Here is a 19,072-nt window from a genome sequence, read left to right on the forward strand (position 1 = left end):
CATTGAATAGTCTCCTGACCTCGCATGCCCTCAATCGAAACCCTCGTCACTTTCTTTGGCGTCTCCGTTCTGCTCGGCCTCTCACCCGGCCCTGACAATTTGTTTGTATTGATGCAATCGGCGCTGCGCGGGCGACGCGCCGGCCTGTTTGTGGTGATGGGCCTGTGCACCGGCCTGATGGTTCACACAGCGGCCGTAGCGCTCGGTCTGGCGGCAATTTTCGCCGCTTCCATCCTCGCGTTTACGCTATTAAAGCTTGGCGGTGCGGCCTACCTGGCTTACCTCGCCTGGCAGGCGTTTCGCGCACCGGTCGGCAGCGCAACCTTATCCGGCTGCCGACCTTTGGCTGCGGCGCACATGTATCGGCGCGGCGTCCTCCTCAACCTGACCAACCCCAAGGTGGTGATCTTCTTCTTGGCGTTTCTGCCCCAGTTTGTGAACCCTGCAGACGGCGGGGTTGGGCGGCAAATCCTCTGGTTGGGCTTTGTTTTCATCCTGGCCACATTGCTCACATTCGGCACTATTGCTTGGTTTTCCGCATCGGTAGGCCACATTCTCCGGCGCTCCGCGCGGACTCAGCAAGTCTTAAATAAACTTTCAGGATTCGTATTTTTAGGGCTTGCAGTAAGGTTGGCGGTTTCAGAACGATAAGTGACCGCAAACTAACTACCATTAAACCCATCGCTAAACCCTTTGCGCCATCGCCATGAAACTACTCATCTTCGCAGGCAGTACCCGCCTGAACTCCTTCAACCGAAAACTGGCTCACGTTGCTGCTCAGCTGGCCCGCGCCGGCGGCGCTGACGTGACCCACCTCGAATTGGTGGACTTCGACCTTCCGATGTACAACGCCGATCTTGAAGCTCAAGGCACCCCTCGCGACGTGATGAGGCTTAAGCAGCTGATGTATGAACACCCGGCCTGGATCATCTGCTCGCCGGAATACAACGGCAGCTACACCGCATTGCTCAAGAACACGATTGATTGGGCCTCCAGCCCGGTCAAAAGTGACGTTGCCTGGCAGGAGGGATTTAAGTCCTTCAGCGGCAAGGTGGTGGGACTACTCAGCGCCTCACCCGGCGCTCTCGGCGGCCTGCGCTCACAAAGCCACCTCGCGCCCTTGCTACTCAACGCGCAATGCTGGGTGGCGCCCAGGGCGTTTGCACTGAGTCACGCGAGTGACGCATTTGACGCACGAGGCCAGCTACTGAATGACGCCCACCGGAGCAACGTGCAGGCGGTGATCGACCAGGTGCTGTTTGCGGCCGAGCGTTTGACCACGTAAAGATCCTGCGTAGGCGCTTTGTCTTGATGCCGTTCGGGGGTTGATCGCGATTCGGGGAGTGCAAAAAATTGCTTTGTATCAAAATGCTGAGGTCCATCCAGCCCTAGACTTCACAAGTATGGGCCCGGCATCCCTGCCAGCGCGCTGTCAGCGGTTGCCCGGAACGGGGCGAGATGATGAGTCCGTTGGCGGCAGTGCCGCTCTGCATGTTAGTTTGCTGATTGGCGCCGATTGGAATACCTATGGACAAACACTACCTCACCCCTCTTTTCTCCCCAGAGTCCATCGTTGTTTTTGCGGGCAAGGTCGACGACCCCGCCACGCAGACCACGCAGGGCAAGGCGCTGCACCATGCCTTGCGTGCCCAGCGCTACAGCGGCACCTTGACCTTTCTCGATATTCACACCAGCGGCACCTTGGCGGAGTTGGCGCAGACGCGAGCGGATCTTGCCATCATCGCGCTGCCGCCGCAGGACTTGGCGGCCGCGCTGGAGGTCGCGGGCCGTATGGCGTGCCGCGCCGCACTGGTGATTTCGAGTGGCATCGACGTCGACAAGGCGGCTGAACTGAAGCGAATTGCACACCGTGAAGGCGTTCATCTGCTCGGCCCTAACGGCCTCGGTTTGCAGCGCCCACAACTCCAGCTCAACGCCAGCGCAGCCGGGCCGCTAGCCAAGGCCGGCTCCTTGGCGCTGGTGTCGCAATCGGGGGCACTAACGTCCTCAATCCTTGATTGGGCCAGTAATAATGGGGTCGGCTTTTCGTCGGTCGTATCGCTTGGACCCAACACCTCTGTGGACATTGCCCAGGTACTCGATTTTCTGGCGAACGATGCACAAACCCAAAGTATCGTCGTCTATCTGGAAGGCATTTCCAACGCGCGCCGGTTCATGAGTGCGTTGCGCTCGGCGGCGAATGCCAAGCCCGTGGTGGTGCTCAAGGCCGGCCGAAAACCAGCCGGGAACGAGGCTGCGCAGACCCACAGCGGCGCCATCGTCGGCAGCGATGATGTCTTTGACGCCGCCCTGCGCCGAGCCGGTGCGGTGCGCGTGCGTTCTTTTGTCCAGCTGTTCTCAGCCGCCAAGTGTCTGGCTTCGCGTTATCGCCCGGTCGGGCGGCGATTGGCCATCGTCACCAACGGCGGCGGGCCCGGCGTGCTGGCAGCCGACTGGGTCAACGAAATATTTTTGCATTTGGGAAAGCTCTCGCCCGAGTCTGTAAGAGCTCTTCGGCCGCTACTGCCCGAACTCGCGTCTTTGTCGGACCTCATTGACTTGTCTGAAGAGGCCACACCAGAACACTATCGAGTGGCGATAGAAGCTGCTTGCAAGGACCGTCAAGTCGACGGCGTGCTGGCTATCTATTCTCCTAAAGTCGGGGCCGACCCCTCCGAGGTCGCGCGCGCCTTGGTGGAGGTCAAACGCTCAATGGGCAAGCCCTTGCTGTCGTGCTGGATGGGAGATACCTCCGTGGTCATGGCGCGCAGCATTCTCAACGAGGCGGCTATTCCCAGCTTTCGCACGCCCGAGGCGGCCGTGGGCGCCTTCGGCAACATCGCCTCGTTTTATCAAAATCAGCAGCTGCTGTTGCAAACCCCGCCGCCTTTATCCGCGCTGGCCAAGCCCGACATCGAGGGCGCGCGTCTGGTGATTGAAAGCGTGCTGGCAGAGCGGCGCAATGTACTGACCGAGATGGAGTCCAAAACACTGCTCGCATCCTTTCATATTCCGGTCACCAAAACCATCCTCGCACGCAGTGCCCACGAGGCGATGATGATTGCGACACAGCTGGGTTTCCCGGTGGCACTCAAGATTGATTCACCCGATATCAGCCATAAATCGGACGTGCAGGGTGTGGCACTCAACATCATGAACGGCGCCACGGCGCGCGACACCTACACCGACATGGTGCAGCGCGTCACTCGCCTGCAACCGAATGCTCGCATCAACGGCGTGACGGTTCAAAACATGGCGAGCGCTCGTCGTGGCCGAGAGATCTACATCGGTCTGGTCACCGACGACCCATTTGGCCCCGTGATCGCGTTCGGCGCCGGCGGAACCATGATCGAACTCATCGATGACCGCGCCATGGAACTGCCGCCGCTGAATCAGTTTCTCGCACGCCGGCTGATCGAACGCTCCCGTGTGGCAGAAACACTCGGCGAATGGCGAGGCGCCAGCGCCGTGAATATGGACGCGCTGGAACAGGTGCTGCTACGGGTGTCGGAAATGGTGTGCGAGTTGCCCCAGCTGCGCGAGATGGACATCAATCCCATTATTGTGGACGAATCGGGCGCCGTCGCAGTCGACGCGCGCATTGTCATTGGCCATGCGCCGCAGGCCGTCAATGGCCGTGCCAACAATTACAACCACCTGGCGATACTGCCCTATCCTGCCCGCTACGAACACGTGTGGCCGCAGCGCGGTGGCGGCGAGTACACCGTGCGCCCCATCCACCCGGACGATGCGGACATGCTGCAAGACCTGATGCACCATCTGTCTTCCGAGAGTCGCTATTTCCGATTCGTCTCGTCCATCGTCGAACTGCCGCCCTCCATGCTGGCGCGCTTCACGCTGATCGACTATGACCGCGAAATGGCGTTGGTGGCCGTGTTCAAGGAACGCGTGGCCGGGCCGGATGGCGAGATCCTGGAGACCAAGCGCATCGTCGGCGTGTCGCGCTACATCACCAACCCCGACCAGTCCAGCTGCGAATTTGCGCTTGTCGTGGCAGACGACTTTAACGGCAAGGGCCTGGGCTCGCGCTTGATGCAAAGCATCATGGATGTGGCGCGTGAAAAGGGGTTGACCGAGATGGACGGGCTGGTGTTGGCCAACAATCCCGCCATGATCAAGCTCATGAAAGGCCTGGGCTTTGGCGTCAAACCGTTTGCCGAAGATCCAGATTTCAAGCTCGTCACGCACGCACTGTGAGCGCGACCCGCAGGAGCGGGCTCACGCGTCATCCAGGCAAGCCAACACGGCTATTTATTCGTAGCGGCTGGCGGCTGTTCTCAGCGGCAGGCAATACTTTTTGCGTGAGGAAATAGGTAGATCAGGGGCGATTACCCTCTTCCCTCTGAGCGTCGTGCCATACTGATTTGCCTTGATGTGAGTCCGCTGGCTGTAGAAAAGCTGAGCGACCTCTTACGCGGCCCATTTTTAACTACTGGAGACACTCCCATGAACCGTGAAGTCGTTGTTGTAAGCGGTGTACGCACCGCCATTGGAACCTTTGGCGGCAGTCTAAAGGACAGCCCTCCCACGGAACTGGCCGCGCTGGTGGTACGAGAGTCGCTGGCACGCGCTAACGTTGACGGCAAAGACGTTGGCCACGTGGTGTTCGGCCACGTCGTCAACACCGAACCCAAAGACATGTACTTGTCGCGCGTGGCAGCCGTCAACGGCGGCTGTGGCGAAGGCACGCCAGCCTTCAACGTGAACCGTCTTTGCGGCTCCGGCCTGCAGGCCATCATTTCCGCCAGCCAGAGTATCTTGCTGGGCGATACCGACATCGCGATTGGTGGCGGGGCCGAGAACATGAGCCGAGCGCCCTACGCCAGCCTGAACATGCGCTGGGGTGCCCGCATGGGAGATACCAAGATGGTCGACATGGTGGTCGGCGCACTGCACGACCCGTTCCACACCGTTCACATGGGCGTCACTGCAGAGAACATCGCCGCTAAATGGGGCATCACGCGCGAAGACCAAGACAAACTGGCGGTTGAAAGCCATAACCGTGCGCAGCGCGCCATCGAAGCCGGCTACTTCAAAGAGCAGATCGTTCCGGTGATCCTTAAAAGTTGAAAAGGTGATGTGGCTTACGACACGGATGAGCATTTCCGTCCTAACTGCACCTTGGCCGATTTGGCCAAGCTCAAGCCCGTGTTCATCAAAGAAAATGGTACCGTGACCGCCGGCAATGCCTCAGGCATCAACGACGCGGCCGCGGCCGTGGTGCTGATGGAAGCTGCCACGGCCAAAGCACGTGGTCTGAAGCCGCTAGCCCGTTTGGTGGCATACGCCCACGCGGGTGTGGACCCCAAATACATGGGCATCGGTCCCGTGCCCGCGACCCAGCTCGCGCTTAAAAAGGCCGGACTGACCATCAAGGACCTCGACGTGATCGAGGCCAACGAAGCCTTCGCCGCCCAAGCCTGCGCCGTCAGCCGCGACCTCGGTTTTGACCCTGCCAAAGTCAACCCCAACGGATCCGGCATCTCGCTGGGGCACCCGATCGGGGCCACGGGTGCCCTGCTTACCGTTAAAGCGGTGTACGAGTTGCAGCGCATCCAGGGCCGATACGCATTGGTGACGATGTGTATTGGGGGCGGCCAGGGCATTGCGGCGATCTTTGAGCGGATCTGATCTCACAACGCCGTCCTTAACGCTATTTATTAATAGCATCTTCTGGGCACCCTCCGGAGGCCGGAGGGTGTGACGGAAAAAGCGACGTAAGGAAGGAAATCCGAATCTGCGTACTCCAATGAGCGGGCCGCGTCAGAGGAGATTCATCTTCTTGGCGGCTTCGCGCAGTTCCCCCCGGAAATCGGGATGTGCGATGTCTATTAATGCTTCGCAGCGCTGATGGGCGGTCTTGCCCCGCAACTGGACCACCCCGTATTCCGTCACCACATAATTGATGTCGTTTTTGCTGGTGGATACGTGCGTGCCGGTGGACAGGGTTGGCACAATCCGCGAGATGGTGTCGTGCTTCGCAGTCGAGGGCAGGACGATGAAGGCCTTTCCACCGTTTGAGCGATTGGCGGCGCGCACGAAGTCGGTTTGGCCGCCCGTGCCAGAGTAGGGTGAAAACCCGAGGCTTTCCGAGCCGCACTGGCCCATGAAATCGATCTGCATGGTGGCATTGATGGCGTGCAGATTGTCGTTCTGGCCCGCTAGCCACGGATCGTTGGTGAAACCGACAGGGTGCATTTCGACCGCCGGATTGCGATGCAAAAACTCGTAAAGCTTCTTTGATCCGAGTGCGAAGGTGGCCAGCATCTTGCCGTTGTGGTAATTCTTTTTGCGGTTAGTCACCACGCCAGCCTCCACCAGCGTCATGATGCCGTCGCCAATCATTTCGGTGTGAATTCCCAAGTCGTGCTTGTGAATCAGTTGCATGACCACCGCATCGGGAATGCCGCCGTACCCGATTTGCAGCGTCGCGCCGTCGGGGATCATCTCGGCAACGTACCTGCCGATGGCCTCTTGTACCGGACCTATCTTAGGCAGACCCACTTCAAGAAGCGGGTCCTCACTCTCCACCAGAGCCGCCACCTGCGAGATATGGATGTGGCAGTTGCCATTGGCGAACGGCACATGGGGATTGACTTCCAATACCACGGCACGGGCCTTGTCGATTGCCGCCATCGTGTAATCAGGCGCCAGCGAGAGGGAGAAGAATCCGTGTTCGTCCATTGGTGAGGCCATGGAGAACACCACATCGGCCGGAATCAGGTTGCGCTTGATCAGTTCTGGCAGTTCAGAAAAATTAGCCGGAATGAAGTCGACCCAGCCTTCCTGACCGCCCGCTCGCGAAATGCCGCTGAAAAAATACGCGATATGTCGGACGTGCTCCGTAGTTTCAGGATCGAAATAATCGTACTTTCGTACGGGGAGGATTTGCGACACCCGCACATTCCGAAAACCGCGTCGAGCTTCGGAGAGTGCCGTTAATAGGGTTGGAGGCTCGCCCACTGCGGTGGGGATAACCACGGTATCGCCATTTGTGACGACGCCAATCGCATCGGCAGCGGACATGCGTTTTTGCTGATACTGGGTATGAACGGACATGGCAGCTTTCTCTTTGAATTATTTTGAATAACTTTCGATTATCAAATAATGATCAGATCAGAAATCTGACAAAAAGAAATTCATGCGCAATTGGAAGTTAAATACCAATAACCCATCAGCGTCCGGCACGACGGACTTGCCACTTCTGGCGACTTCCAGAAGTTATTGAGAAGCCGACTCTGTTCGGCCCGGGGGCCGCTATATGACACGGTGCGTCTGCAAGATCGGCTAAAAAAGCAATAGCCGCCAGCGCGCCGTCAGAAAGCTGGAAGGGTTTTCCCAAGTGGTCCTGGCGAGCGCCCGGGTGGGGTTCACCTGGGCAATTCACGCTGAGTAAGCAAGGCTCGCCAAGACTCCGGCGCAGCGTGCGTTACAAGCTCCTAAGGACCTCGGCGCCGCTTTGACGCAATATTTCCTTGGCTGCAACTGTTTGCTTCGCATCGGTCGGATGCACGATGACTGCCCAGCGATTTTCCGTGAGGGCGCTGCGGACCTTGGTGATGAGCCAGACATGGTCGGGCCGCATGGCGACCAATCCGCCCAACAGCAAACCAAACGTAATACCAAACCCTAGGATAGCGATGAACGCGAGTAGCGGGCTGCTTATGACCATGGGCTGATTCCCCTGGTAGAACCAGGCGAATAGCAGCAGCCCTGCCAGTGCGCCGGCCAGGCCAGTGATGCCGTGTGCAAAGAACACGGTTTTGAAGATGCCGTGTTGCTCCGGCTCCAAGGTGCGGCCGAACAGGTCCCGATGGGAGATTTTTGCGTCTTGCGGGCCGAGCACGCGCGCCTGACCTTGGATCATGCCTTGTGCTTTTAAAACACTCGTGACAGCGGCGTCAGCTTCGTTTTTATTGGCAAACAGGCCGACCACCTTGGTAAGCGACTTTTCACCAAACATGCCTTTCAAAATGTATTCCACGGAAATACTCCTCTTTAAAGCCGCCAAACCCCCGCATCGGGGCCGAAGGCGGATGACTCGGTTGCCACCGGAGGTCGACTATTCCCATGCGGTGTATCCAACGGTGCATTTTTATATTATTCCCCCGGTACAGCCAAAGCTGTAGGACACAGGCCCTATAACTAGCCCCCACCGCGCTGCATATAGAGGTCAAATCGCTTCATGAAAAGATAGCGCTCCCCCGCGTCCAGCCCGGCAAAAGCAAAGCACACCAGCAAACGCGGAATGCGGACCTGGCCGAGCGCGCGGGGTGGGGCTGCATGCCAGTGGATCTGCAAAGAACCCGGACCAATCACAATCTGGACTGAAGCACCGTCACGTTGCCAGAAGTTATCTCCGAGTGCTGCCGGCAACCACCCCAGCCATTCCGCTTCGGTGCAGCCCATGTCACGCTCGAACTGCTCGGCGTAGTGCGCCTGCACGGCTTACCCGCCAGCAATCGGTGGCCAGATGGCGAGCACGTCGCCCTCGATCAGCGTGGTGGTCAGGCGCTGGGCGGGTTCAATGTAGCGGCCATTGACCAGTACCAGATGAACCAGCTTGGGAGGTAGTCCGAAGGGCGCGATGATCTGGCTGATGGAGGCGTCGGACGCGATGTCCAGCTCGACGATATTGCTGCGGCGCGCCGATACAGGAAGATAGTCGGTGAGGGTCGCAAACAGTTTGAAAGTGATTTTCACCGTCGTCGCTCGTCCGTTGCGCCGCTCCACTGTCCCTGCGCCTGCGCGCTCGCCAGATAGGCCTCCATCAATTTGGTGGGGTCCCGGGTCAACGTGTCTTTCCAGGGGCCAAGGCGAATGGCGCCTTCGACCAGCCCGCGCATCACGCCCACATGGTCGGTCCAGCCCACGCTGTTGCAGCCCACCATGACATCGTCCTTGAACTGCAGGCTCAGATGACGGCCTTTGCCGCCGTCCGCTTGCCGGTCGGTTAACTCCACCTGCTCGCCACCCGGCAAACCTTCCCAGTTACCGAAGCTGGTGGAAATCAGACCCAGGGTGTCCAGCACGTTAATCTGGGTGACGCCCTTGAGCTCGGCCTGCGGTTGACCGAGCAATCCCACCATATTCAGCGCGGCCACCCGCGCTTGCTCGGCCGCATTGGGTTGAATGGCGCTAACGATCGTTTTACCGCTGACCTTGTCAAAGGCTTCTGCGCAATCGCCTGCCGCATAGACGCCCGGGACGTTGGTTTGCAGATGCTCGTCGGTCAGCACGCCCTGCAGGCAGGTGATGCCGGAATGCTCCAAAAATCCGATGTTGGGTTTCACACCCGTGGCACTGATCACCAAGTCAGCCTCGACGATCTGCCCGTCCGAGAGGCGCACCTTCAGCGGCGCGCCGGGTTCAATCGCCTCGACCTTGGTCCCGGTGAACACCGTCACGCCTTGGGACTCGCACCAGTCGCGAATCATGCCGCCGGCCATCGGGCCCATCATCCGCGGCACCATGCGGTCGCCCATCTCGACCACGCTCAAGTGCACGCCGCGCTGCATCAGGGCCTCCATGATGATGCAGCCGATGAAGCCGGCGCCCATCTGAAGCACGCGCGCGCCGGGCTGCGCCAGCGCCATGATCTGGCGGGCATCTTCCAGTGTCCAGCAGGGGTGAACGCCTGCGGACTCGATGCCCGCAATCGGCGGGCGCACCGGGCGTGAGCCAGTGGCGATCAGCAGCCGGTCATAGCTCAGGCTGTGGTTGTCGTCCAACACAATGCTTTTAGTAGCGATTTCTACAGACTTGACGCGAGCATGCAGGTGACTAATTTGCAAGGACTCAAAGTGATCCGGATTTTTGCGCAGGTAGGTACCGCGCTCATCAATGTTGCCCATCAACAGGTAAGGAATGGCCATGCGCGAATACGGTGGTTCGGCTTCGTCGCCGACCAGCGTAATGGTGTCGTGCGGCGCGTGCTTGCGAATCGTTTCTGCGGCAATCACACCGGCTGGGCCGGCGCCCAAAATGACGTGGTGAGTCATGGGAAAGCGATCCAAAAAGCCGTCTCAGGGTGAACATTTGCCCACTCGGGGGACGGGGAACAACAATGAGTGTGGGGGACCATGGCATCTCCAGAATTAAAAAAAGGGTGGGCGTGCATGCAGCACCCACCCCCACCCTCCGGGGAGGGAATAAGCTTTACAGGCTCAAACGCGCCCGGGTCTCCGCAGTGGGGCGGCCTTCGGTGTCCCAACCGCGCGCGGCGTAATACTTGGGCAGCATCTCGGCCAACATGTTGACCTTGCCTTTGGCGGGCCCCGTTTTGGCGGGTTCGGTCAACAGCCGTTTGGGCAGCGAGTCGTCGGCTTTGGTAAAGCCGGCGGCGTTGTTGAATTCGCGCTCCATGTTCCAGATGCGCTCACCGATTTTTTCAAGCTCTTCGGTGGTGTACTGCTCTCCGCAAGCCGCTTGCAACTGCGGCGCCAGGTCGGCCAAGCCCCAGGCGAAAGTGGTGAACACGCACAGCCCGGAGGAGTCAAAAGCGGCCGTCGCGTCCTGGAAGGCCTTGACCAGTTCGGGCTTGCCCTCATGCTCCAGCGGGTCGGTCTTGACCGGGATGCCCAGAACTTCGGACGCGATGGTGTAGCCGCGCAAATGGCAACCGCCGCGGTTGGAGGTGGCATAGGCCAGCCCAATGCCCTGGATGGCCCGCCCATCGTAGGCCGGAAACTCCTGCCCCTTGGAGGTCATGGATAAATCAGGGTAGCCGTACTTGGCAGTCAGGCGCTTGGAGCCTTGGCCAATTTCCTTGCCAAAGCCGCGACTGTTCACTGTTTCCTCGGCAAAAAAAGCCAGCGCTTCGGCCGAGCCAAAGGGCGCTTCGGTGCCAAGCTGTTCTTTGGTCAGTACGCCCATTTCGTACAGCTCCATCACCGCACCAAGGGTGGCCCCAAAGCTGATCGGGTCGATACCTTCCTCGTTGCACAACATGGTGACGTATTGCAATGTCTCCAGATCTTTGACGCCATTGGCTGCACCCAGCGCCCAGGCGGCTTCGTACTCCAATCCGCCAGAGGCGCCCCAGTACTGGGGCTTGTTGGCGACCGTGAAATGGGTCTCGTCCATCTTGCTGATGCGGCCGCAGGCGATGGTGCAACCAAAGCAGGCCTGGTTGGTCACCAGTTGCGCTTTGCCGTCGGTCTCGCGCGGCGCCGCCATGGCTTCGGCCGAGATATCCTTCGCGCTTTCAAACTGTACGTCTCGGTGGTTGCGAGTGGGCAACCCGCCGATTTCGTTGATCACGTTCATCAGCACCTGAGTGCCGAAGGTAGGCAGCCCCTGGCCGGTGACGGCGTTGTCATGCAGGATCTTCTTCTTTTCGTAGGTGACTTTCATGAAGGCCTTGGGATCGCGGATATTGCCCACACCCTTGGTGCCGCGCACTGCAATCGCCTTCAGGTTTTTACTTCCCATGACGGTGCCCACGCCGGATCGGCCGGCAGCGCGGTGCAGATCGTTGACCACCGCGGCATACAGCACGCCGTTTTCACCGGCCTTGCCAATGCTGGAAACGCGCACCAGTGGGTCTTGCAGGCCCTTCTTGAGAATCGCCTCGGTCTGCCAGACGCTCTTGCCCCACAGATGGCTCGCGTCACGTAGTTCGGCCGTGTCGTCGTTGATGTACAGGTAAACCGGCTTTTCCGATTTTCCCTCGAAAATAATCATGTCCCAGCCGGCCATCTTGAGTTCGGCGCCCCAGTAGCCGCCCGAATTAGAGCAGGCAATCGCACCGGTCAGCGGGCTCTTGGTGATGACGGTGTAACGCCCCCCGGTTGAAGCCATGGTGCCCGTCAGTGGACCGGTAGCCCAGATGATTTTGTTGGCTGGTGACAGCGGGTCTACCTTGGGGTCCACTTCGGACACCAGATATTTGCTGCCCAGGCCACGCGAGCCCAGATAGGTTTGCGCCCAATCCATGTTAAGAGGTTCAGACTTGACGGTTCCTGCAGTCAAGTCAACGCGGAGGATTTTTTTTGCCCAAGACATGTTCGTTGCTCCTTAAGCGGCGGAAGGACGGTTGCCAAGCTTGTCGGCCCACTGCTGCATCTTGCCCAAACCGGTCCAGTTCGCATCAATAAAAGTGATCGCCTGCGTCGGGCAAGCCTCCGCACAGGCGGGCTCACCGCCACACAGGTCACACTTTTGCACTTTTCCGGTTTCCTGCACGTAGTTGATGGTGCCGAATGGGCAGGCAATGGTGCAGACCTTGCAACCTACGCAGGTGGTTTCGTTGACGACTTTGGCGCCCGTGACCCGGTCCACGGTGATGGCTTCGACCGGGCAGGCATGCAAGCACCAGGCTTCGTCGCACTGGGTGCAGGTGTAGGGCACCTTCTTGCCGGTGTCGTGGAAGTCGAATACCTTGATGCGCGACTTCGCAGGTGCAAAGACGCCGTAGTTCTCGAAAGAACAGGCCATCTCGCACTGCAAACAGCCAGTGCATTTATCCGGGTTGATGTGCAACACCTTCTGCATGAGGTCTCCTTGGGAAGCGGCGAAGCTGATTTGCTATGAATTAGTCTGCATAGCCATTATTGAAATCAGCTCTCTTAAAACACCTAGGACAAACCCTGATGCGGGATTCACGTCGCGTGGGAATTCTCAAATTGAGACAGTGACTGGTCGCGGAGGCTGGAGGCATAAGCGGCCATCAGGCGGTAATTGGATGACAGCGCTTTTCTCTGGATGGTTGCGCTTGCCTATAGTTCTTATGAACGATAGGGCGGAGACTGGTGTCTCTCGGAAGCCTCACCACTAGCTCTCTGGAAGGATAGCAGTAAGCACCTGTAATTCCTATACTGAAATTGTTTCCCACTTATACAGAGCCTCCTGATGCACACCCTGTCGCCTGTCGGCCTGCGCCGCAGAACCTTGCTTCAATCCGGGTCTGCCCTGCTGATTCCAATTTCCCCCTGGGTTTTCGCGGAGCCAAGGGCGCCACTGGCTTTAAGCATTTCGATCAATCGGGCGGGCAGGATGCGGGCGTTTTCGCAGCGCGGTTCCAAGGCCTATATTCAGGCCACGCTCAACGTGCTGTCAGCAAAAGCGCGAGACATCATGCTCGCAACCCAACACCTGATCACCGTTAGCCTGGAGGAACTGACGGCCGGAAATCCGGCGCCCGAGGTACGAAAGTTGATACAAGCGCTGGAAAGAGACTGCTACGTGTTCAGTTCCCTCCTTGCCTCCACGCCGCGGAAAGAGCGGATCGTGGAAGTGACGCGCGCTGCGGATGTCATGCTGGAGTCCGCCGACCGGCTCACCAAGGCATATGAGGGCCTGTCTCAGCAAGTCAGCGCAAAAATCGTAAATATCGCGGGTCGCCAGCGCATGTTGTCACAGCGGGCTGCGCGCGCCTTTTTCCTGCTTGCGGCCGGGCAAGACACCCCGGCATTCAACAAGCAGCTCGTCACTGCCCGGGCCGAGTTCAACCAAGGGTTGGTTACGCTCCAGGCTACCCCTATTTCGACGCCGGCTATCCGCAACGAATTGGAACTTGCTAAAGGCCAGTGGCTGTTTTACGAAGCGGCGCTGAATAAAACCGCCAGTGCAGAGGGCCTACAAAACATAGCCACCACCAGCGAGCGGGTGTTCGAGGTGATGGATAACCTCACCTCGTTGTACGACGCGGCCCTGCGCGATATCCTTGGTTGAGGCGGCTGTCACTTGTGCAACTGGTACCAAACGCCGTGGCATAAAACCGGCCAACGTTTTGGTTGGTGTCTCGAGTGGTACAGCACGGGTTTGCCAACATGGCGTACGCTGTGGGTTGGATCGCTGACTGAGCTTGCTCGTTTGTTTGGCAAGTCGGTTTTGTCAGCCCTAGTCACACTCAGGAGACCACCATGCCTACCCTCGAAATAAAGTCACTCAAGGAAATCGTCAGTGCCGAAGAATGGCAACTCCGTTGCGACCTCGCTGCGTGCTACCGGCTGGTAGCCCTGTACGGGTGGAGCGACCTGGTTTTTACGCACATTACCGCCAAGCTGCCCGAGTCGGTCTCCGGGGCGGGTGCTCACCACTTCCTGATTAACCCCTATGGTTTGATGTTTGACGAAATCACGGCTTCCAGCCTGGTCAAGGTCGACGAACACTGCAACAAGGTGATTGATTCTCCCTTCCCTGTCAACCCCGCTGGCTTCGTGATTCACAGCGCCGTGCACGCCGCGCGCGCCGATGCTGGGTGCGTGCTGCACACCCATACGCGTGCCGGGGTTGCCGTGAGCGCGCAAGCGTGTGGCTTGTTGCCCATCAGCCAGCAGTCCACTTTTGTGCTGGCGTCGCTGGCGTATCACGCGTACGAGGGCGTGGCCTTTCGCGATGAAGAAAAGCCGCGCCTGCAGGCTGACTTGGGGCATGCCAACTTCCTAATGCTCCGCAACCACGGCTTGTTGGTGGTGGGAAAGACCATTGCAGATGCCTTTTTGAGCATGTATACATTTGAAAATAGCTGCCGCATTCAGCTAGACGCCCAGAGCGGAGGGGAGCTAATCCAGGTTAACCCGTTGATCGTCAAGGGCGTGGCAGAAGCTATGCGCGTACAGACCGGTGGCATGGGCGGTGCGTTTGCCTGGCCGTCGCTGATCCGCAAGCTGGACCGGCTTGACCAGAGCTACCGCTTATAGGTAACACCGCTTCTTCTCAAACAATCAAAGCGACGGACCTCGTTTTTGAGCAGCCGTCGGCTCCAGTAAGCCGAGCGCGTGCAATGAGTCAATGTGGCTGGCATCTGCGTTCTGGTAGGAGAAACCGCGTTGCCCTTAAACGATCATGAACTTGCCTGCTCTTGTCTTGCTCTGTTAAAGAGCCGAGCGGGACATGGGGTAATTCAAATCCGCGGCCGGTGATCGCTGCGTTTATTGTCGACGGGAGCAAACCAGTTTTTACAAGTGATAAAGACGATGTGCGCTGCGCGCTCCAGTACATCTGCGGTAGGCGCCACTCGACGGCGCGCACGGAGTCGGCTGATGAGCAAAAACTCGGCAATATTCGCCTGGAACCGTACCTGCTTCGGAGCCGGCAAACGCGGCACCGTGGCATCGCTCTGGTGGGACCACGGTTGGAAAAGCCGCTGCCGGAAGCGGGACAGCATCGTATTGGCAGGGGCTTCGATGTCGGAGGTCATTTATTTGAGTGCTTTTCTGGCAACGCCGACACCTAAAGCCGCCAACACCACAAAAATCACCGCCAGAATCAGAAACAATCCAAACAGGATCTTGGCAATGCCGGCAGCGCCTGCGGCGACACCGCCAAAACCGAGGGCACCAGCGATCAGTGAAATAACCACAAAAATAATCGCGTATTTAAGCATCATGGTCTCCAATGCTGTGTAGCGCCACCCGGTTCAGAATGACGCAGGTTGAAATATTGAGCATCACCACAGTAAAAGCCTATGTGGCACCGCTTGATGCTAAAAGTCTGTGTTGCGGCAACGAATCAGCAGCGCCCCCATGCCGCTGTAGGACAAAGCCTCCGTCAAGCCCCACTGATATCCGGGCGGGCAGGGCTTTTGCAGATCTGAGTCTTTGAGTACTCCAGAGTACTGCACTTTGGCACAATCCGCGTCGTGCAGCTAGGATGGAGTGCTGCGTTCACACAACTTCTATTCAAAAAATCCAAGGATACCCATGAAGCTCTACTACTCGCCCGGCGCTTGTTCCCTGTCTCCGCACATCACATTGCACGAGTCGGGGCTAAAGTTCGAGCATGTGCTCGCCCCCACCAAAAATCATAAGCTGCAAGACGGCACCGATTACTACACGATCAACCCGCTCGGCTATGTTCCCCTCCTGGAGCTGGACGACGGCACGCGCTTGAGGGAAGGCCCGGCCATCGTGCAGTACATTGCTGACCAGGTGCCCGACAAAGCGCTCGCGCCGGCCAATGGCACCATTGAACGTGCCCAATTGCAAGCCTGGCTCAACTTCATCAGCACTGAACTGCACCAGCGCTTCAGCCCGCTGTTCAGCCCTGAAACGCCAGCGGACTACAAGCCCATGGTCACTACAAAATTATTGTCTCGCCTGAAGTGGGTGGACGGTGAGCTGGCTGGCAAACAGTACCTGATGGGCGACCACTTCAGCGTGGCCGATCCTTACCTCTTTACCGTGACCAACTGGGCGGCTTACGTGCGCGTGGATATTTCCGGCTTTGCCAACATTGCCGCGTTCCGCGCACGCATGGCCGCCCGACCCGCCGTGCAGGCTGCGATGAAGGAAGAAGGCTTGCTCAAGTAAGCGGTCATAGCGCACGCCCACCCTGGTAACAGAAATCAAACAGTCCATGTTGAGTAGACTGATTCACATCAGCGCACACTGCAAGCTGTTTTTAACACTGGAAGTTTTCCATGCCCTCTTTATTTGACACCGTTCAAGCCGGCGCCCTGCAGCTCCCCAATCGCATCGTGATGGCCCCTCTGACGCGTAACCGCGCACCCGACGCCATTCCGACCCCGCTCATGATTGAGTATTACGCTCAGCGTGCCAGTGCTGGCTTGCTAATTACTGAAGCCACCGCCATCAGCCATCAGGGTCAGGGCTATTCCGACGTTCCTGGCCTGTACGGCACCGAGCAACTTGATGGGTGGAAGCGCATCACTGAAGCCGTTCACGACAAAGGCGGAAGAATTGTGGTGCAACTTTGGCATGTGGGGCGGGTCTCCCACACTGACTTGCAGCCGCATGGGGGTAAACCTGTGGCGCCTTCGGCGATCGCCGCCAAGACCAAAACCGTGTTGATCAAGGATGGCGTTCCGACCTTCGTAGAGACTTCCGAGCCGCGCGCCCTGGACTTGGCAGAACTGCCCGACATCGTGCACAGCTACCAGGCGGCCGCGCGTAATGCCGTGGAGACAGCTGGTTTCGACGGTGTTGAAATCCACGGCGCCAACGGCTATTTACTCGACCAGTTCCTTAAAAGCGGGTCCAATCAGCGCACCGACGACTACGGTGGCAGCATCAAGAACCGTGCGCGCTTGTTGCTCGAGGTGGTGCGCGCCGTCACCGGGGCTATTGGCGGCGGAAGGACCGGTATTCGCCTGTCGCCCGTGACGCCTGCCAACGACGCGCACGACGACGATCCGCAACCGCTGTTTGATTACGTCGTTAGGCAACTTGCGAAGTTGGATCTGGCCTACATTCACATCATTGAAGGGGCAACCGGCGGCCCTCGTGATATGCCCGACCGCCCGTTTGACTACGCAGAGTTGAAGGCCGCCTACCGCGCCGCAGGCGGCCAAGGCGCCTGGATGGTCAACAACGGTTACGACAAGGCCATGGCGGAGCAAGCGGTGAAGGACGGTGCCGACCTGGTCGCCTTTGGCAAACCATATATTGCCAACCCCGACCTGGTCGAGCGCCTGCGCAGCAATGCACCGCTCAACAAGCCGGACCAAGCCACCTTTTATGGTGGCGGTGCCAAGGGCTACACCGATTACCCTGCGCTAGCTAATTAATAGCAGCTTGCTCGGCAATACTGGGCTGCAAGGCATGTTTGTGCGCTGCAGCCCTTTTTATTGCGAATCCCGCTGCAGTCCCAAAAGTCGCACCCCGGAGAGCGCCGCCTGGCGGGGGTCGGTTGCCTGCGTTACCGCGCTGACCACCGCGACGCCGTCTACTCCGCAGGCCAGCACGCCCGGTATCAAGGCCAGAGAAATGCCGCCTATAGCGACCACCGGGAAGGGCGCGGCTTGCGCCGCCCAGTCGCTTAACCGTGCCAAACCAACCGGTTCATACGGCATGACCTTCAGCGTGGTCGGGTAGATTGGGCCGATGGCCAGATAAGACGGCCGCACCCCTCGGGCACGCGCCAGTTCCTGCGGGGTGTGGGTACTCAAGCCGAGTCGAACGCCCGCATCACGCAAGCTGTTCAGGTCTGCTTTGGACAAGTCCTCCTGACCCAGATGCACCCCGTAGGCACCTTCCGCTAAAGCCAACTCCCAGTGATCGTTGATAAACACTTGTGCGCCCGGCACGGCACGACCGGCGGCAATGGCGAAGCGCACCTGCTGCTCGATCTCGGTGAAAGACGTGTGACCATCGGCCTTGATGCGCAGTTGAACCGTTCGCACTCCCCAGCCCAGCAACCGCTGCACCCATGCGGCGTCTGGCACTACCGGATAGAAGCCTGTCGGCCCGGACAGGGCTGCGAAAGCCGGCAAAGAACTCGCGGGGAAAGCGGATGGCGTCATTGGATTAATTTGCGTCAGGAAACATGCCAAAAAGGCACGCCCACGGTAGCGGTGGAGGCCTGCGCTGCTGCGCGTTCAGGCATAGGGGTCGATTCGTACGCTGAACGACCCGCAGCGATGCCATCGGCAAAAGCCCGGGCCATGCGGACCGGGTCGCCAGCCTGCGCCACAGCGGTGTTCAGCAGCACGGCGTCGAACCCCAGCTCCATCACCTGCGCGGCATGAGAGGGCCGGCCCAAGCCGGCGTCCACTATCAACACGGCATCAGGCAAACGGCGGCGCATGGTTTCCAGCGCGTACGGGTTCACGGGACCGCGTCCGGTGCCAATTGGCGCTGCCCAAGGCATCACGGCGACGCAGCCCGCGCCGTGCAGCCGCTGAGCCATGACCAGGTCATCCGTGGTGTAGGCAAACACTGAAAAACCTTCGCGCACCAGCACCGTTGCAGCCTGCAAAGTGGCCACGGTATCGGGCTGCAGCGTGTAGTCGTCGCCAATGACTTCCAGCTTGATCCACGCCGTACCAAAAATCTCGCGCGCCATCTGCGCCAGCGTAATGGCTTCCTCTGCGCTATGGCAGCCCGCTGTGTTGGGCAGGATGTGGCGTCCCATCGCCTGAATGCGTTGCCAAAAACTGTTACCACCGCCGGTTTCGGGTTGAAGACGACGCAAGCCGACTGTTAACACCTCGGTGCCACTGGCCCGCACCGAATCGCCCAACACTTGCGGCGACGGGTAATGCGAAGTGCCCAGAAGGAAACGGCTCGACAACGTGGTACCCGCTACGGTCCACGGACCGCCATGCGCAACGGAAAAGACGGAGGCGGGGGTCATGGTGTTCGAT

General features: G+C 59.1%; 18 protein-coding genes and 1 pseudogene. 8 read left to right on the plus strand and 11 right to left on the minus strand.

Annotated elements, in window-relative coordinates:
• Positions 1-24: 24 nt before the first annotated feature.
• The 4 genes and pseudogenes from HHJ16_RS02180 to bktB all read left to right on the plus strand — a co-directional run bounded on the left by HHJ16_RS02180 (position 25) and on the right by bktB (position 5,652).
• Complete coding sequence (locus HHJ16_RS02180) at positions 25-651, plus strand: LysE family translocator (RefSeq protein ID WP_293640304.1); 627 nt, start codon at positions 25-27, stop codon at positions 649-651.
• 55 nt (positions 652-706) lie between these two features.
• Positions 707-1,285 carry an NAD(P)H-dependent oxidoreductase gene (locus tag HHJ16_RS02185; protein WP_293640305.1) on the plus strand — a complete coding sequence of 193 codons (579 nt, stop codon included), beginning with the start codon at positions 707-709 and terminating at the stop codon, positions 1,283-1,285.
• Between the two features lie 242 nt (positions 1,286-1,527).
• Positions 1,528-4,218 carry a bifunctional acetate--CoA ligase family protein/GNAT family N-acetyltransferase gene (locus HHJ16_RS02190; protein WP_293640307.1) on the plus strand — a complete coding sequence of 897 codons (2,691 nt, stop codon included), beginning with the start codon at positions 1,528-1,530 and terminating at the stop codon, positions 4,216-4,218.
• 249 nt (positions 4,219-4,467) lie between these two features.
• Positions 4,468-5,652: pseudogene (gene bktB / locus HHJ16_RS02195) on the plus strand (beta-ketothiolase BktB).
• Between the two features lie 132 nt (positions 5,653-5,784).
• On the opposite strand, the gene HHJ16_RS02200 reads toward bktB, so the two are convergent.
• The 7 genes from HHJ16_RS02200 to HHJ16_RS02230 all read right to left on the minus strand — a co-directional run bounded on the left by HHJ16_RS02200 (position 5,785) and on the right by HHJ16_RS02230 (position 12,516).
• Positions 5,785-7,080 carry an acetyl-CoA hydrolase/transferase C-terminal domain-containing protein gene (locus HHJ16_RS02200; RefSeq protein ID WP_293640309.1) on the minus strand — a complete coding sequence of 432 codons (1,296 nt, stop codon included), beginning with the start codon at positions 7,078-7,080 and terminating at the stop codon, positions 5,785-5,787.
• A 370-nt stretch (positions 7,081-7,450) separates the two neighbouring features.
• Positions 7,451-8,005 carry a hypothetical protein gene (locus tag HHJ16_RS02205; RefSeq protein WP_293640310.1) on the minus strand — a complete coding sequence of 185 codons (555 nt, stop codon included), beginning with the start codon at positions 8,003-8,005 and terminating at the stop codon, positions 7,451-7,453.
• A gap of 161 nt (positions 8,006-8,166) precedes the next feature.
• The gene (locus HHJ16_RS02210) at positions 8,167-8,466 is read right to left on the minus strand and encodes a hypothetical protein (protein ID WP_293640311.1); all 300 of its coding nucleotides are present in this window, start codon (positions 8,464-8,466) and stop codon (positions 8,167-8,169) included.
• Between the two features lie 3 nt (positions 8,467-8,469).
• Entirely contained in the window at positions 8,470-8,724 is a 255-nt protein-coding gene (locus tag HHJ16_RS02215; RefSeq protein ID WP_293640312.1) for a MoaD/ThiS family protein, read from the minus strand.
• Complete coding sequence (locus HHJ16_RS02220) at positions 8,721-10,022, minus strand: FAD-dependent oxidoreductase (RefSeq protein WP_293640313.1); 1,302 nt, start codon at positions 10,020-10,022, stop codon at positions 8,721-8,723. Before HHJ16_RS02220 ends, HHJ16_RS02215 begins: the two co-directional genes overlap by 4 nt.
• A gap of 157 nt (positions 10,023-10,179) precedes the next feature.
• Positions 10,180-12,027, minus strand: a complete 1,848-nt coding sequence (locus HHJ16_RS02225) for an aldehyde ferredoxin oxidoreductase family protein (RefSeq protein WP_293640314.1) — start codon at positions 12,025-12,027, stop codon at positions 10,180-10,182.
• A 12-nt stretch (positions 12,028-12,039) separates the two neighbouring features.
• A complete protein-coding gene (locus HHJ16_RS02230; protein WP_293640315.1) occupies positions 12,040-12,516 on the minus strand; it encodes a 4Fe-4S dicluster domain-containing protein in 477 nt (158 codons plus the stop codon).
• A 357-nt stretch (positions 12,517-12,873) separates the two neighbouring features.
• On the opposite strand from HHJ16_RS02230, the gene HHJ16_RS02235 reads away from it, so the two are divergent.
• Together HHJ16_RS02235 and HHJ16_RS02240 are read left to right on the plus strand one after the other, a co-directional pair.
• Positions 12,874-13,695, plus strand: coding sequence for a type IV pili methyl-accepting chemotaxis transducer N-terminal domain-containing protein (locus tag HHJ16_RS02235; protein ID WP_293640316.1), 822 nt, complete (start codon positions 12,874-12,876; stop codon positions 13,693-13,695).
• Between the two features lie 191 nt (positions 13,696-13,886).
• Positions 13,887-14,666, plus strand: coding sequence for a class II aldolase/adducin family protein (locus HHJ16_RS02240; protein ID WP_293640317.1), 780 nt, complete (start codon positions 13,887-13,889; stop codon positions 14,664-14,666).
• A gap of 203 nt (positions 14,667-14,869) precedes the next feature.
• Here HHJ16_RS02240 and HHJ16_RS02245 read toward each other — a convergent pair whose 3' ends face one another.
• Positions 14,870-15,166, minus strand: a complete 297-nt coding sequence (locus HHJ16_RS02245) for a hypothetical protein (RefSeq protein ID WP_293640319.1) — start codon at positions 15,164-15,166, stop codon at positions 14,870-14,872.
• The gene (locus HHJ16_RS02250; RefSeq protein WP_293640414.1) at positions 15,167-15,352 is read right to left on the minus strand and encodes a DUF1328 family protein; all 186 of its coding nucleotides are present in this window, start codon (positions 15,350-15,352) and stop codon (positions 15,167-15,169) included.
• A gap of 316 nt (positions 15,353-15,668) precedes the next feature.
• On the opposite strand from HHJ16_RS02250, the gene gstA reads away from it, so the two are divergent.
• Positions 15,669-16,277: a glutathione transferase GstA gene (gene gstA / locus HHJ16_RS02255; protein WP_293640321.1), complete on the plus strand. Its 609-nt coding sequence runs from the start codon at positions 15,669-15,671 to the stop codon at positions 16,275-16,277.
• 110 nt (positions 16,278-16,387) lie between these two features.
• Positions 16,388-17,494, plus strand: a complete 1,107-nt coding sequence (locus HHJ16_RS02260; protein ID WP_293640323.1) for an alkene reductase — start codon at positions 16,388-16,390, stop codon at positions 17,492-17,494.
• Between the two features lie 57 nt (positions 17,495-17,551).
• On the opposite strand, the gene thiE is transcribed toward HHJ16_RS02260, so the two are convergent.
• Both thiE and HHJ16_RS02270 read right to left on the minus strand, forming a co-directional pair.
• A complete protein-coding gene (gene thiE / locus HHJ16_RS02265) occupies positions 17,552-18,229 on the minus strand; it encodes a thiamine phosphate synthase (RefSeq protein WP_293640324.1) in 678 nt (225 codons plus the stop codon).
• 14 nt (positions 18,230-18,243) lie between these two features.
• Positions 18,244-19,062 (minus strand): thiazole synthase, encoded by an 819-nt coding sequence (locus tag HHJ16_RS02270; RefSeq protein ID WP_293640325.1) that lies wholly within the window; start codon positions 19,060-19,062, stop codon positions 18,244-18,246.
• Positions 19,063-19,072: the final 10 nt, after the last annotated feature.

The organism is Polaromonas sp. (genome assembly GCF_012927485.1).
GTDB lineage: Bacteria > Pseudomonadota > Gammaproteobacteria > Burkholderiales > Burkholderiaceae_C > Polaromonas.

Bases quoted from the DNA above. Each gene is read 5' to 3' on its own strand.
- HHJ16_RS02245 (WP_293640319.1), bottom strand. From the start codon at position 15,166: ATGACCTCCGACATCGAAGCCCCTGCCAATACGATGCTGTCCCGCTTC.
- HHJ16_RS02220 (WP_293640313.1), bottom strand. From the start codon at position 10,022: ATGACTCACCACGTCATTTTGGGCGCCGGCCCAGCCGGTGTGATTGCC.
- HHJ16_RS02185 (WP_293640305.1), top strand. From the start codon at position 707: ATGAAACTACTCATCTTCGCAGGCAGTACCCGCCTGAACTCCTTCAAC.
- HHJ16_RS02235 (WP_293640316.1), top strand. From the start codon at position 12,874: ATGCACACCCTGTCGCCTGTCGGCCTGCGCCGCAGAACCTTGCTTCAA.
- HHJ16_RS02250 (WP_293640414.1), bottom strand. From the start codon at position 15,352: ATGCTTAAATACGCGATTATTTTTGTGGTTATTTCACTGATCGCTGGT.
- HHJ16_RS02225 (WP_293640314.1), bottom strand. From the start codon at position 12,027: ATGTCTTGGGCAAAAAAAATCCTCCGCGTTGACTTGACTGCAGGAACC.
- HHJ16_RS02190 (WP_293640307.1), top strand. From the start codon at position 1,528: ATGGACAAACACTACCTCACCCCTCTTTTCTCCCCAGAGTCCATCGTT.
- gstA (WP_293640321.1), top strand. From the start codon at position 15,669: ATGAAGCTCTACTACTCGCCCGGCGCTTGTTCCCTGTCTCCGCACATC.
- thiE (WP_293640324.1), bottom strand. From the start codon at position 18,229: ATGACGCCATCCGCTTTCCCCGCGAGTTCTTTGCCGGCTTTCGCAGCC.
- HHJ16_RS02270 (WP_293640325.1), bottom strand. From the start codon at position 19,062: ATGACCCCCGCCTCCGTCTTTTCCGTTGCGCATGGCGGTCCGTGGACC.
- HHJ16_RS02200 (WP_293640309.1), bottom strand. From the start codon at position 7,080: ATGTCCGTTCATACCCAGTATCAGCAAAAACGCATGTCCGCTGCCGAT.
- HHJ16_RS02230 (WP_293640315.1), bottom strand. From the start codon at position 12,516: ATGCAGAAGGTGTTGCACATCAACCCGGATAAATGCACTGGCTGTTTG.
- HHJ16_RS02260 (WP_293640323.1), top strand. From the start codon at position 16,388: ATGCCCTCTTTATTTGACACCGTTCAAGCCGGCGCCCTGCAGCTCCCC.
- HHJ16_RS02240 (WP_293640317.1), top strand. From the start codon at position 13,887: ATGCCTACCCTCGAAATAAAGTCACTCAAGGAAATCGTCAGTGCCGAA.
- HHJ16_RS02180 (WP_293640304.1), top strand. From the start codon at position 25: ATGCCCTCAATCGAAACCCTCGTCACTTTCTTTGGCGTCTCCGTTCTG.